The 12,301-nt window shown below is 73.1% G+C and carries 13 protein-coding genes and 4 tRNA genes; 4 read left to right on the plus strand and 13 right to left on the minus strand.

The window, feature by feature from the left end; translation table 11 throughout:
- Positions 1-103: 103 nt before the first annotated feature.
- From nusG to JNW98_RS15035, 3 genes are all read right to left on the minus strand, one after another.
- Positions 104-994 (minus strand): transcription termination/antitermination protein NusG, encoded by an 891-nt coding sequence (nusG, locus tag JNW98_RS15025; RefSeq protein WP_223768716.1) that lies wholly within the window; start codon positions 992-994, stop codon positions 104-106.
- A 95-nt stretch (positions 995-1,089) separates the two neighbouring features.
- A complete protein-coding gene (secE, locus tag JNW98_RS15030) occupies positions 1,090-1,377 on the minus strand; it encodes a preprotein translocase subunit SecE (RefSeq protein ID WP_223768717.1) in 288 nt (95 codons plus the stop codon).
- A 108-nt stretch (positions 1,378-1,485) separates the two neighbouring features.
- Positions 1,486-1,558: transfer RNA gene (locus JNW98_RS15035), tRNA-Trp, on the minus strand.
- Between the two features lie 272 nt (positions 1,559-1,830).
- Between JNW98_RS15035 and JNW98_RS15040 the strand changes: the two genes are divergently transcribed.
- Together JNW98_RS15040 and JNW98_RS15045 are read left to right on the plus strand one after the other, a co-directional pair.
- The gene (locus JNW98_RS15040) at positions 1,831-3,078 is read left to right on the plus strand and encodes a pyridoxal phosphate-dependent aminotransferase (protein ID WP_223768718.1); all 1,248 of its coding nucleotides are present in this window, start codon (positions 1,831-1,833) and stop codon (positions 3,076-3,078) included.
- 121 nt (positions 3,079-3,199) lie between these two features.
- The gene (locus JNW98_RS15045; protein ID WP_223768719.1) at positions 3,200-4,231 is read left to right on the plus strand and encodes an adenosine deaminase; all 1,032 of its coding nucleotides are present in this window, start codon (positions 3,200-3,202) and stop codon (positions 4,229-4,231) included.
- Between the two features lie 107 nt (positions 4,232-4,338).
- Here JNW98_RS15045 and JNW98_RS15050 read toward each other — a convergent pair whose 3' ends face one another.
- The 9 genes from JNW98_RS15050 to JNW98_RS15090 form a co-directional block, all read right to left on the minus strand.
- Positions 4,339-5,394 carry a UDP-N-acetylmuramate dehydrogenase gene (locus JNW98_RS15050; RefSeq protein ID WP_223768720.1) on the minus strand — a complete coding sequence of 352 codons (1,056 nt, stop codon included), beginning with the start codon at positions 5,392-5,394 and terminating at the stop codon, positions 4,339-4,341.
- A gap of 128 nt (positions 5,395-5,522) precedes the next feature.
- Positions 5,523-5,936 carry a hypothetical protein gene (locus tag JNW98_RS15055; protein WP_223768721.1) on the minus strand — a complete coding sequence of 138 codons (414 nt, stop codon included), beginning with the start codon at positions 5,934-5,936 and terminating at the stop codon, positions 5,523-5,525.
- 141 nt (positions 5,937-6,077) lie between these two features.
- Entirely contained in the window at positions 6,078-7,595 is a 1,518-nt protein-coding gene (locus tag JNW98_RS15060; protein WP_223768722.1) for an MFS transporter, read from the minus strand.
- A gap of 93 nt (positions 7,596-7,688) precedes the next feature.
- Positions 7,689-8,237: a TetR/AcrR family transcriptional regulator gene (locus JNW98_RS15065; protein ID WP_223768723.1), complete on the minus strand. Its 549-nt coding sequence runs from the start codon at positions 8,235-8,237 to the stop codon at positions 7,689-7,691.
- An 89-nt stretch (positions 8,238-8,326) separates the two neighbouring features.
- Positions 8,327-8,761: a MaoC family dehydratase gene (locus tag JNW98_RS15070; RefSeq protein ID WP_223768724.1), complete on the minus strand. Its 435-nt coding sequence runs from the start codon at positions 8,759-8,761 to the stop codon at positions 8,327-8,329.
- On the minus strand, positions 8,761-9,228 hold the full coding sequence (locus JNW98_RS15075) for a MaoC family dehydratase N-terminal domain-containing protein (RefSeq protein ID WP_223768725.1): 468 nt from the start codon (positions 9,226-9,228) through the stop codon (positions 8,761-8,763). The genes JNW98_RS15070 and JNW98_RS15075 overlap by 1 nt, the downstream gene beginning before the upstream one ends.
- Before the next feature lie 79 nt (positions 9,229-9,307).
- The gene (gene rpmG / locus JNW98_RS15080; protein ID WP_004571794.1) at positions 9,308-9,472 is read right to left on the minus strand and encodes a 50S ribosomal protein L33; all 165 of its coding nucleotides are present in this window, start codon (positions 9,470-9,472) and stop codon (positions 9,308-9,310) included.
- Between the two features lie 85 nt (positions 9,473-9,557).
- Positions 9,558-9,630: transfer RNA gene (locus tag JNW98_RS15085), tRNA-Met, on the minus strand.
- A gap of 52 nt (positions 9,631-9,682) precedes the next feature.
- Positions 9,683-9,755 (minus strand) — tRNA-Thr (locus JNW98_RS15090).
- A gap of 210 nt (positions 9,756-9,965) precedes the next feature.
- On the opposite strand from JNW98_RS15090, the gene JNW98_RS15095 reads away from it, so the two are divergent.
- Together JNW98_RS15095 and JNW98_RS15100 are read left to right on the plus strand one after the other, a co-directional pair.
- A complete protein-coding gene (locus JNW98_RS15095) occupies positions 9,966-11,258 on the plus strand; it encodes an amidohydrolase family protein (RefSeq protein WP_223768743.1) in 1,293 nt (430 codons plus the stop codon).
- Positions 11,259-11,290: 32 nt separating this feature from the next.
- Positions 11,291-11,950 (plus strand): NAD(P)H-binding protein, encoded by a 660-nt coding sequence (locus JNW98_RS15100; protein WP_223768726.1) that lies wholly within the window; start codon positions 11,291-11,293, stop codon positions 11,948-11,950.
- 229 nt (positions 11,951-12,179) lie between these two features.
- Here the strand turns inward: JNW98_RS15100 and JNW98_RS15105 are convergent.
- Positions 12,180-12,261, minus strand: a tRNA-Tyr gene (locus JNW98_RS15105).
- Positions 12,262-12,301: the final 40 nt, after the last annotated feature.

Below are 12,301 nucleotides of genomic sequence, written 5' to 3' on the forward strand. Positions count from 1 at the left end.
TACCGCACCACGATAACGGGTAACGTGGCCGGCCCAAAAACCGAGAGGTCAGGCCGCCCCTCGCGGGGCTGCCCGACCTGTTCGGAAGCGTACGGCCAGAAGATCAGTTCTTCTGGATCTGGTCGAAGCTCAGCTCGACCGGGGTCTCGCGGCCGAAGATCTCGACGAGGCCCTTGACCTTCTTCGAGTCGGCGTTGATCTCGTTGATCGTCGCCTGGAGCGTCGCGAACGGGCCGTCGGTGACGGTGACCGAGTCGCCGACCTCGAAGTCCAGCACCTGGACCTCGACCTTGCGGCTGGGAGCCGGGCGGCCCTCGGCCTCGGCGGCCTCCTTGGCGGCCTTCTCCTCGGCCTCCGGGGCGAGCATCTTGACGATCTCGTCCAGGGTCAGCGGGTACGGGTCGTAGGCGTTGCCCACGAAGCCGGTGACGCCCGGGGTGTTGCGGACGACGCCCCACGACTCGTTCGTCAGGTCCATGCGCACCAGGACGTAGCCGGGGAGCTTGTTCTGGCGGACGGTGCGGCGGTCGCCGTTCTTGATCTGGACGACCTCTTCCTGCGGCACCTCGGCCTGGAAGATGTAGTCCTCGACGTTCAGCGAGACGGCGCGCTGCTCGAGGTTGGTCTTCACGCGGTTCTCGTAACCGGCGTAGGTGTGGATGACGTACCACTCGCCGGGCAGCCCGCGGAGCTCGTCGCGGAGCGCGGCGACCGGGTCCACCGGAGCGGCCTCCTCGGCCTCTTCCTCGGCGTCCACGGCAGCCTCGGCGTCCTCAGCCTCTTCCGCGTCGGCCTCAGCGGCCACCGCGTCGGCGTCGGCCTCGGCGGCCTCCTCGACGCCCTCGGCGTCGGCCGCCTCGGCGGCGGTGGGCTCGTGCCCGGCGTCGTCAGCGGTCGCAGCGTCGCCCTCGACCTCGGCCGAGACAGCCGCGTCCACGTCGGCCTCTGCCGCCTCGACGGGCTCGACGGCGTCGTTCAGGTTCGGGTCAGACACGTGGCTGCTTCTTCCTGGCTTCAAGGGGTGGAACGTGCGAAAAGGCGGCTCTCCGGAACCCTCCCGGAGGCGACCGCCTTGGCGCGCGGGCGGGCTCAGCCGAAGACGTACTTGACGGCGTTGCTGAACCCATAGTCAATCACGGTCACGAGACCAATGACGATGACGACGAAAACGATCACCACGGAGGTGTACGTGGAGAGCTGGCCGCGCGAGGGCCAGACGACCTTGCGGAGCTCCGCGACGACCTGGCGGTAGAACAGCGCCATGCGCCCGAGCGGGCCCTTCTTGCCGCGCTTGCCGCCGCGGCGCTTCTTGACGGCGACCTCGTCCTCGGGACGACCGCTCTCAGGCGTCGCGGTGGAGCCAAGGGCTTCCGTCACTACGTCCTCACCTGAATCCGGGTCGTGGCCGTGCCGCGCCCGGTGGAGCCGCACGGCGGTGCATCAGTGCGTACGCACGCACCTCGGTGACGATGACGATGCGTGTAGCAGGGCCGAAGGGACTTGAACCCCCAACCGCTGGTTTTGGAGACCAGTGCTCTACCAATTGAGCTACGACCCTTTGTGGTTCCCCCAACGTACCGCATCCGCTCGACCGCACGATGTGTCCGGTACGGATTCGGCTGTGAGGGGCCAACGACGCCTGAGTGTACGTGGTTCGGGCGCCGCCGTCGAACAGATACCGCCGCGAGCGCGGGAAAAGCTGCGGGAAAAGCTCCGGAATCACGAATTCCGTTCGTCTCTCGACCAGCCGCCCGGCCAGTCCCCGGACGGCCCGTACCGGTCCGTGGAACCTGCGCGCCCCGCGCGCGCCGGTTCTGCGACGATGCCTGTATGACCGATGCCACCGCTCCCTTCCCCGCCGCTCAGGCACCCACCGACCGCCGGGTCTCCACCCGCATCGGGTCGATCTCCGAGTCCGCGACGCTCGCCGTGGACGCCAAGGCCAAGGCCCTCAAGGCGGCCGGGCGCCCGGTGATCGGCTTCGGCGCGGGCGAGCCGGACTTCCCCACCCCGGAGTACATCGTCGAGGCCGCCGTCGAGGCGTGCCGCGACCCGAAGAACCACCGCTACACGCCGGCCGGCGGGCTCCCCGAGCTGAAGGCCGCCATCGCCGCCAAGACGCTGCGCGACTCGGGCTACGAGGTCGAGGCGTCCCAGGTGCTCGTCACCAACGGCGGCAAGCAGGCCATCTACGAGGCGTTCGCCGCCATCCTCGACCCGGGCGACGAGGTGATCGTCCCGGCGCCGTACTGGACCACGTACCCCGAGTCGATCCGCCTGGCGGGCGGCGTCCCGGTGGACGTCGTGGCCGACGAGACGACCGGTTACCGGGTCTCCGTCGAGCAGCTGGAGGCGGCCCGCACCGAGCGCACCAAGGTGCTGCTCTTCGTCTCCCCGTCCAACCCGACCGGCGCGGTCTACTCGCGCGCCCAGGTCGAGGAGATCGGCCGCTGGGCGGCGGAGCACGGCCTGTGGGTCCTGACGGACGAGATCTACGAGCACCTCGTCTACGGGGACGCCGAGTTCTCGTCCCTGCCGGTGGTGGTGCCGGAGCTGCGCGACAAGTGCATCGTGGTCAACGGCGTCGCCAAGACGTACGCCATGACGGGCTGGCGCGTGGGCTGGATCATCGGTCCGAAGGACGTGGTGAAGGCCGCGACCAACCTCCAGTCGCACGCCACCTCCAACGTGAGCAACGTCGCGCAGCGCGCCGCGCTGGCCGCCATCGCCGGCGACCTGGCGGCCGTCGAGGAGATGAAGGTCGCCTTCGACCGTCGCCGCCGCACGATCGTGCGCATGCTCAACGAGATCGACGGCGTCGTCTGCCCGGAGCCGGAGGGCGCGTTCTACGCCTACCCGTCGGTGAAGGCGCTGCTCGGCAAGGAGATCCGCGGCAAGCGGCCGGCCACCTCGGTGGAGCTGGCGGCGCTGATCCTGGAGGAGGCCGAGGTCGCGGTCGTCCCGGGCGAGGCGTTCGGCACGCCGGGCTACCTGCGGCTGTCGTACGCGCTGGGCGACGAGGACCTGGCGGAGGGCGTCTCCCGGATCCAGAAGCTGCTGGGCGAGGCGCGCGACTGACGCGGCGGGCCCGCCTGACCGACGGACGGACGCGACGGCCCGGTCGATCTCGCTTTCGGGCGCTTCCCCCTTCAGGGAAACGCCCTTCCGGTCGACCGGGTCGATGCGGCAGGATCCCTGAATGGAGAACGTTCGCGACGTCCGTCTGCTGCCGAAGGCCCATCTGCACCTGCACTTCACCGGTTCCATGCGCCCGGCGACCCTGCTGGAGCTGGCCGACAAGTACGGGGTGCACCTGCCGGAGGCCCTGAGCGGCGGTGAGCCCCCGAGACTGCGGGCCACGGACGAGCGCGGCTGGTTCCGGTTCCAGCGGCTGTACGACATCGCGCGCTCCTGCCTGCGCTCCCCCGACGACATCCGGCGGCTGGTGCGCGAGGCCGCCGAGGAGGACGTCAGGGACGGCTCGGGGTGGCTGGAGATCCAGGTCGACCCCACCTCGTACGCGCCCCGGCTGGGCGGGCTGATCCCCGCGCTGGAGGTCATCCTGGACGCGGTGGAGACCGCGTCCCGGGACACCGGCCTCGGGATACGGGTCCTGGTCGCCGCGAACCGCATGAAGCACCCCCTGGACGCCCGCACCCTGGCCCGGCTCGCGGTGCGCTACGCGGACCGGGGCGTGGTCGGCTTCGGCCTCTCCAACGACGAGCGGCGGGGCTTCGCCCGGGACTTCGACCGGGCCTTCGAGATCGCCCGGGAGGGCGGCCTGCTGGCCGCGCCGCACGGCGGCGAGCTGTCGGGCCCGGCGAGCGTCCGCGACTGCCTGGACGACCTGCACGCGGGCCGGGTGGGCCACGGCGTCCGGGCCGCGGAGGACCCGCGGCTCCTCCGCAAGCTGGCGGAGCGGGGTGTGACCTGCGAGGTCTGCCCGTCCTCGAACGTGGCCCTCGGCGTCTACGAGAAGCCCGCGGACGTCCCGCTCCGCACCCTCTTCGACGCCGGCGTCCCCATGGCCCTCGGCGCCGACGACCCCCTCCTCTTCGGCTCCCGCCTGGCCGCCCAGTACCAGCTGGCCCGCGAGCACCACGGCTTCACGGACGAGGAACTGGCCGAACTGGCCAGGCAGTCGATCCGCGGCTCGGTGGCGCCGGGGGATGTGAAGGGCAGGTTGCTGGCGGGCGTGGACGCGTGGCTCCACAGCCCGTCCGGCGTTTGAGGACAGCGCGCGACGCGTGCTGCGGGGGTGCGGGGGCGCAGCCCCTGCGGGAAACGGTGAAAGGGCGGGACAGGGGCCACCCCCCTCCCGCCCCAGCCCCTACGGGGCTACAGGCTGACGCCGACCGTCACCGGCTCATTCACCAGGGTCACCCCGAAAGCCTCCCGCACCCCGTCCCGAACCTCCCGGGCGAGCGCCAGCAGATCCTCCGTGGTGGCCGACCCCCGGTTCGTCAGGGCCAGCGTGTGCTTCGTCGAGATCCGCGCGGGCCCGGACCCGTACCCCTTCCCGAAGCCCGCCTTGTCGATCAGCCAGGCGGCGGACGTCTTCACCAGCCCGTCCCCCGCCGGGTAGGCGGGCGGCACGACGTCCGCCCCGAGCCGCTCCGCCGCCCGGGCCAGGAAGGCCGCGTGCTGCGAGGCCGTGAGCACCGGGTTGGTGAAGAACGACCCGGCGGACCAGGTGTCGTGGTCCTCGGGATCGAGCACCATGCCCTTGCCGGCCCGCAGCCGCAGCACGGTCTCGCGCGCGGTGGCGGCGGGAACGCGGTCCCCGGCGCCGACGCCGAGGGCACGGGCCGTCTCGGGGTACTTGATGGGGGCGGAGAGCCCGCCCGCGTCCTCCAGGACGAAGCGGACGCGCAGGACGACGTAGCGGGAGGGGTCTTCCTTGAAGCGGCTGTGCCGGTAGGAGAAGCCGCACTCGGCGTTCGGCAGGACGACGGTCTCGCCGGCCCGGCGGTCGTAGGCGACGACCTCGGTGATGACGGAGGAGACCTCCTGGCCGTAGGCGCCGACGTTCTGGATCGGGGTGGCGCCGGCCGAGCCGGGGATGCCGGCCATGCACTCGATGCCGGCGAGCCCGGCCTCGACGGTGCGGGCGACGGCGTCGGACCAGTTCTCGCCGGCGGCGAGCTCCAGGCGGGTGCCGTCGAGGGCGAACCCGCGGGTGGCGATGCGCAGGGCGACGCCGTCGAAGCCCTTGTCGGAGATCACGAGGTTGCTGCCGCCGCCGATAATCAGCAGCGGCGTCCCGGAGGCGTCCGCCTCGCGGACGGTCGCGATCACTTCCTCGTCGGTGACGGCCGTGACCAGACGGGTCGCGGGGCCGCCGAGACGGAAGGTGGTCAGGGGGGCGAGCGGGGTGTCGTGGAGTTCCTGCACGGCGACAAGGGTACGGGGGCGGGGAGCCGCGCCCCGGCTCGGGACCGGCCCCTACCCCGGGTCCCCCGCCCTTCGCCCCGCTCCGAACCGGCGGGACGCCGTCCCGGAGCGCCGGGCGGCAGCCGATGTCAGGGAACCGCCTTCTGCAGGGCTGCGAGGCACGACGCGGACGGCTTCGGGTGGAGGCTCTCGTCCTCCGGATCGCCGACGACCGAGAGCAGGGACTGGTTGAGGACATCCGCGCACTGCTTGGGCACCTTCACGGTCTTGGTGAGGTCGAACACGGGCACCTCGGCACCGCCGCACTGGTTGAGCGGCCCGCTGACGGGCAGGCCCAGCACGTTCCCCCCGGCGGCGCTCGTCACTCGCGAGGCGGCCCCTTGGGCGGCCGCCGCCGACCGGGCGGCGCAGCCGTTGCCGACGGCCGGGGAGAGAACGCCGGCGCCCAGGCCCCCGGCCCGGGCAGGGGACCCGAAGGTCAGGGCCACCGCCGAGAGCGTCAAGGGGACGGCGGAGGCACGGACGAGGGCGCTTCGCTTCATGCGCTGGTGAACGAGCACGCCGGCCCGTGGGCACGGGGACCGGCAGCGCCGGCCCGGGAGCCGGCGTCGCGCGGCACCGGAAACGCGAGGCCCGGGTCGCCTGGTCCGACGGCCCGGGCCCTTCGGCACACGCTCGGGGCGCTAGTGGCCTGCGCCGGTTCCGGCGTGCGTACCGGGCCGCCCGGCGGCGCGCCCGCCCGTCGCCTCCGCGGGGTCCGTGGCGTCCGGCCCTCCCCCCGGCGCCGCTTCCCGCACCGCCTTCGCCATGGCCGCTCCCGCGGCCGCGGGCCGCCCGTGCCGCGGGATGAGGGCGGCGGACACCGCCGCGAGGGCGACGCCGGCCGCGCCGATCCACAGGGCGGGCTGGGTGCCGTCCACGATCGCCTGGGGCGACTCGAAGCCGCCGCGGGCGGAGAAGACCGAGCCGAGGACGGCGACCCCGAACGCCCCGCCGACCTCGCGCAGCGCCGCGTTGGTCCCGGAGACGATGCCCTGGTCGGCGGGGCGCACCGAGGAGAGGGCGAGCGCCGCGGCCGGGGCGAAGTAGAGGGCCATGCCGACGCCGCTGAGGATCAGGGCGGGCAGTTGGGCCACGTAGGACAGGTCGGCGGAGAGGACCAGGGCGTAGTAGGCGAGCCCGGCCGCCTGGCAGGTGAGGCCCCAGGCGGCCACGACGCGCCCGCCGACGCGGTCGGCGAGCCGGCCCGCGATCGGGGCGACGATCAGCGACATCCCGGTCCAGGGCAGCATGCGCAGGCCCGCCTCGGTGGGCGAGTAGCCGCCGACGGCCTGCAGGAACTGGCTGAGCAGGAAGATCGAGCCGAACATGCCGAAGAACATCAGCAGCCCGGCCGCGTTGATGCCGCTGAAGGCGCGGTTGCGGAAGAGGCGCATCGGCAGCATGGGGTTCCGGTGGGTGATGCCGTGCCGGACGAAGAGGGCGAGCAGCACGGCTCCCACGACGAGCCCGGTGAGCACCCGGCCGCCGGTCCAGCCGTACGTGTTGACGTTGACGACGGCGAAGACGATGCCGAAGAGGCCGCCGCTGACCAGGACCGTGCCGAGGACGTCGAGCCGGGCGTCCGGCTTGCGGGACTCGGCGACGCGGAACCGGACGAGCGGGAGGAGCAGCAGCCCGATCGGGACGTTGAGCCAGAAGATCCAGTGCCAGGAGATGTGTTCGGTGAGCCCGCCGCCGATGAGCGGTCCGGTGGCGACGGCGAGGCCGTTGATGGCGCCCCAGATGCCGAAGGCCGTGCCGCGCCGCTCGGGCGGGGTGGCGGCGGTGAGCAGGGTGAGGCTCAGCGGCGTCATGATCGCGGCGCCGACGCCCTGGACGGCCCGGAAGGCGATGAGCGCGTCGATGCCGGACGACAGCGCGGCGGCGGCGGAGGCGGCGGTGAACAGGGCGATGCCGATGCCGAAGAACCTGCGGCGGCCGAACCGGTCGCCGAGCGCGGCGCCGAACATCAGCAGGACGGCGTAGGTGAGCGTGTAGGCGCTGACCGTCCATTCGAGGTCTTCGAGCGAGCCGCCGAGGTCCCGGCGGAGGGTCGGCAGCGCGGTGGTGACGACGAGGTTGTCGAGCGCGGCCATGAAGCCGGCCGCGCCCGAGACGACGAGGGCCCAGGCGGCGCGTCGTGAGTCCTGCTGTTCCACTTCTCTTCTCCCCCTGCTTATTTATCAGTCACTAACTTCCGGCCCCAAAAGAAAACCGGCCCGGCGGGCCGGCGGGAGCCGGTCGGCGTACGGTCAGTCGCGCTCGGAGGGCAGCCCGTCCCACACCCGGTGCTCGGGCGGGAAGCCCAGCGAGACCAGGGAGTTGATGAGCATCCCGTGCGCCATGAACCGGGCGGTCTCCTGCGGGTCGCCGCCCAGCGCGAGGCGGACCAGGTCGTTGAGCCGCTCCCAGCTCTCCCGGATCGGCCGGCCGAACTCGGTGTCCCCCGCCGCCTCGGCGGAGGCGACGGCGACGCACATCTGCATGAGCATCAGCAGCGTCTCCTTGTCACGGGCGATGAGGCGCTCGTACGCGATGCCCATCGCCTTCATGACCCCCTCCGGCGGCACGCCGTCGGCCGCCTCCTCGAAGGTGCTCACGATCTTCTGCTGGCACGCGTCGACCGCCGCCAGGAAGATCGCCTGCTTGCCCGGGAAGAGGCGGAAGAGGTAGGGCTGCGACACGCCCACCCGGCGCGCGATCGCCTCCGTCGAGGTGCCGTGGTAGCCACCCCGGGCGAACTCGGCGACCGCCGCCCGGACGACGCTCTCGCGCCGCTCCTCCGCGCTCATCCTGACCATGCGACTGAGATTAGTGGCTGCTAACTAACTTCGCAAGGGCCGCGGCCGGGCAGCCGCCCCGGACACCCGGGGCCTGCCCGACCAGGCCGTCAGGCCAGCCGCACCACGGCTCGCGGCATGCCGAGCACCCGCTGCCCGGCGCTGCGCACCAGCAGGTCGACGCGCACGGTCCGCGCCTCGTCGTCCAGCTTGGCCGCGACCTTGCCGCTGACCTCGATGACCGCGCCCTCGTCGTCGTCCGGGACGACGACCGGCTTGGTGAAGCGCACCCCGTACTCGGCCACCGCGCCCGGGTCGCCGGCCCAGTCGGTGACCACGCGGACCGCCTCGGCCATGGTGAACATGCCGTGCGCGATCACGTCCGGGAGCCCGACCTCCTTGGCGAACCGCTCGTTCCAGTGGATCGGGTTGAAGTCGCCGGACGCGCCCGCGTAGCGCACCAGCGTGGCGCGCGTCACGGGGAACTCGCGCGTCGGCAGCTCGGTGCCGACCTCGACCTCGTCGTAGGACACCTTCGCCGTCATCACGCCTCCCCTTCCTCGGCCGCCTCGGGCGCCCGGGCCACCAGCATCGTGTGGGCGGTCACCACGTGCTCGCCGTGCTCGTCGTGGACCTCGCCGCGGATGGTCAGCAGGTCGTTGCCCGCCATCGACTTGATCGACTCGATGGTGGAGGTGACCGCCAGCCGGTCGCCGGCGCGGACCGGGCGGGCGTAGGCGAACTTCTGGTCGCCGTGGACGACGCGGCTGTAGTCCAGCCCCAGCTGCGGGTCCTCGATCACCTGGCCGGCGGCCCGGTAGGTGATGGCGAACACAAAGGTCGGCGGGGCGATCACATCCGGGTGGCCGAGCGCCTTGGCGGCCTCGGCGTCGGTGTACGCCGGGTTCGCGTCGCCGATGGCCTCGGCGAATTCACGGATCTTCTCGCGGCCGACCTCATACGGGGCGGTGGCCGGGTAGGTCCGTCCGACGAAGGACTGGTCGAGCGCCATCGGCTCGGCACCTCCTGGGTGTGGATACGCCATGAGGCCGCCCCCAGGAACCGGGGACGGCCTCATGAACGACTGTGCGTTATCGCGTTTCGCGGTGCGCGGTGTGCGCGTTGCAACGCGGGCAGTGCTTCTTCATCTCAAGACGGTCCGGGTCGTTGCGCCGGTTCTTCTTGGTGATGTAGTTCCGCTCCTTGCACTCCACGCAGGCCAGCGTGATCTTCGGGCGGACGTCGGTGGCAGCCACGTGAGTGCTCCTTGACGGATGGACGGATGGAACGCAGACAAGAGTAGCCGATCGGAGGACCGACCCCGCAATCGGCTACTGTGGGTAGCGGCGACCGGACTTGAACCGGTGACACAGCGATTATGAGCCGCTTGCTCTACCGACTGAGCTACGCCGCTTTGATGCGGGGGGCGCCTCCCCGTCCGAAGACGGGGAGACCTCCCACACCAGAGCCCCAAAACGGAATCGAACCGTTGACCTTCTCCTTACCATGGAGACGCTCTGCCGACTGAGCTATTGGGGCGAGCGAGGAAGACATTACACGCTCTGCGGCCGAAGGTGAAATCCGTACCGGAAGGCCCCGGGCGGCGGGCCCGACGCCGTACCGCGCGCCCCCTGGCAGGTCCCGGCCGGTACGACTATTCGCAGCGCGCCGCAGCCTGCTCGAACCCGCCCCACCCGCGGCCTAGGCTCGGATCACGCTGCGCGAATGCCCCGGACCGTAGGGAGCGCGATGCCCGACAACCAGCAGCCGCAGCCCGCCCGGAACCCCGACGGCGACGCGAGCTCCCCCTCCGGTTCCCCGGGCGGCGGCCCCGGCGAGAAGCCCCTCGTGCTCTGCGGCGCCCACCTCGCCGACGGCCGCGTGGTGGACGTACGGCTCAGCGGCGGCCGCGTCGAGGCCGTCGGCACGGCGGGCAGCCTCGCCCCCGGCCTCCGCTGCGACCTCGGCGGCTACCTGCTGCTGCCGGCCCCCGCCGAACCCCACGCACACGGCGACACGGCACTCACCGCCGGCCTCGCGGGCCCGGTCCCGGACGGCGTCGAGGACGTCCAGCGGCGCGCCACCGAGGCGGCCCTGCTCCAGCTCGGCCACGGCGCCACCGCCGTCCGCGCGCACGTCCGCGTCGGCGACGTGCACGGCCTGCGGGCGCTGGAGGGCGTCCTGGCCGCCCGCCGCGTCCTGCGCGACCTCACCGACCTCACGGCCGTCGCCGTCCCCCGGCTGCTCACCGGCCTCGCCGGGGCCGACGGGCTGGCCGTCCTCCGGGACGCCGTCAAGATGGGCGCCACCGCCGTCGGCGGCTGCCCCGACCTGGACCCGGACCCCACCGGCTACGTGGAGGCCGTCCTCCGGATCGCCGCCGAGCACGGCTGCGCGGTGGACCTGCACACCGACGCCGACGACCCGCCCCGGCTGGCCCGGATCGCCACGATGGCCGGCGGGCTGCGCCCGGCCGTCACCCTCGGCCCGTGCGGCGGACTGGCCCGGCTCCCCCGGGAGGCGGCCGTCCGGGCCGCGGAGCAGCTGGCCGCCGCCGGTGTGACGGTGGTGTGCCTGCCACAGGGCGACTGCGGCGGCACCGCCCGCGGCCGCTGCCGCGTCTCGCACGCGGCGCCCGTCCGGCTGCTGCGCGCCGCCGGGGTGCGGGTCGCGGCCGGCAGCGGGGCGGTCCGGGACGCGGCCAACCCGGTCGGGCGCGGCGACCCGCTGGAGGCGGCGTTCCTGCTCGCCTCGCGCGGCGAGCTCACCCCCGAGCAGGCGTACGAGGCGGTCAGCGGGCGGGCCCGGGAGGCGATGGGGCTGCCGGAGGTCCGGGTCGAGGCCGGGTTCCCGGCGGAGCTGCTGGCGGTCCGCGGGGACGGGGTGGCCGGAGTGCTGTCGCTGGGCTACAGCCGGCTGGTGGTGCACCGGGGACGGGTGGTGTCGCGGACCAGCGCCGTCCGCGAGTACCGGCACTCGGTGGCCGCGCCCGCCCTGGAGCTGCCCCGGCAGGCGCCGCGCGGGGGCGAACCCTCCTCCTGATCGCCGCGTCCACCGGGGCGTACGGTCGGATCATGCGCATTGTCATCGCTGGTGGACATGGACAGATCGCGCTGCGGCTGGAGCGGCTGCTCGCCCGGCGCGGAGACGAGGTGGCCGGTGTGATCCGCCGGCCGGAACAGGCGGGCGACCTGCTCGCCGCGGGCGCCGAACCGGTCGTCTGCGACCTGGAGTCGGCGTCCGTCGCGGACATCGCCCGGCACCTGGAGGGCGCCGACGCCGCCGTCTTCGCGGCCGGCGCGGGCCCCGGCAGCGGCATCGAGCGCAAGGACTCCGTGGACCGCGGCGCGGCCACCCTCTTCGCCGACGCGGCGGAGGCGGCCGGGGTACGGCGCTTCGTCGTCGTCTCCAGCATGGGCGCCGACGGGGAGCCCCCGGAGGGCACCGACCCGGTCTTCGCCGCCTACCTGCGCGCCAAGGGCGCCGCGGACGCGGACGTCCGCTCCCGCGCGGGCCTGGACTGGACGATCCTGCGCCCCGGCCGGCTCACGGACGACCCGGGCACCGGCCTGGTCACGCTGGACGGGTCGACGGGCCGCGGCGAGGTCACCCGGGACGACGTGGCGGCGGTGCTGCTGGGGCTGCTCGACGAGCCGGGGACGGCGGGCCGGACGCTGGAGCTGATCGGCGGCAGGACGCCGGTGGAGGAGGCGGTACGGGCTGTGGCGGGCTGAGCGGGGGTCCGTGTCGGGGTGGTGTTCGGGGTGGTGTGAGGGCTGACCGGCCCTCGTGCGCCCGGCTTCGGGCGCCCCGAAAATTACTCGAACACAGTTGAACGCACCCGGACCCACCTGAACGCGGGCGAGCGCACCGGACCCGTCGCACGCACGCGAACACGCCCCGGACAAGCCCCGGAAACACCAAAGAGGCCCCCGCTCTCGGAAGAGCAGGGGCCTCACTCGGTGGCGGCGCCAGGATTCGAACCTGGGTAGGCTAAGCCGACGGATTTACAGTCCGCTCCCATTGGCCACTCGGGCACACCGCCATGGGTTGCCGCCTCGGACTCCCTTTCGAGATCTCCTTGG

Source organism: Streptomyces huiliensis, assembly GCF_020037025.1.
Lineage (GTDB): Bacteria > Actinomycetota > Actinomycetes > Streptomycetales > Streptomycetaceae > Streptomyces > Streptomyces huiliensis.

Bases quoted from the DNA above. Each gene is read 5' to 3' on its own strand.
- JNW98_RS15040 (WP_223768718.1), top strand. From the start codon at position 1,831: ATGACCGATGCCACCGCTCCCTTCCCCGCCGCTCAGGCACCCACCGAC.
- JNW98_RS15045 (WP_223768719.1), top strand. From the start codon at position 3,200: ATGGAGAACGTTCGCGACGTCCGTCTGCTGCCGAAGGCCCATCTGCAC.
- JNW98_RS15055 (WP_223768721.1), bottom strand. From the start codon at position 5,936: ATGAAGCGAAGCGCCCTCGTCCGTGCCTCCGCCGTCCCCTTGACGCTC.
- JNW98_RS15065 (WP_223768723.1), bottom strand. From the start codon at position 8,237: ATGGTCAGGATGAGCGCGGAGGAGCGGCGCGAGAGCGTCGTCCGGGCG.
- JNW98_RS15070 (WP_223768724.1), bottom strand. From the start codon at position 8,761: ATGACGGCGAAGGTGTCCTACGACGAGGTCGAGGTCGGCACCGAGCTG.
- JNW98_RS15075 (WP_223768725.1), bottom strand. From the start codon at position 9,228: ATGGCGCTCGACCAGTCCTTCGTCGGACGGACCTACCCGGCCACCGCC.
- JNW98_RS15095 (WP_223768743.1), top strand. From the start codon at position 9,966: ATGCCCGACAACCAGCAGCCGCAGCCCGCCCGGAACCCCGACGGCGAC.
- JNW98_RS15100 (WP_223768726.1), top strand. From the start codon at position 11,291: ATGCGCATTGTCATCGCTGGTGGACATGGACAGATCGCGCTGCGGCTG.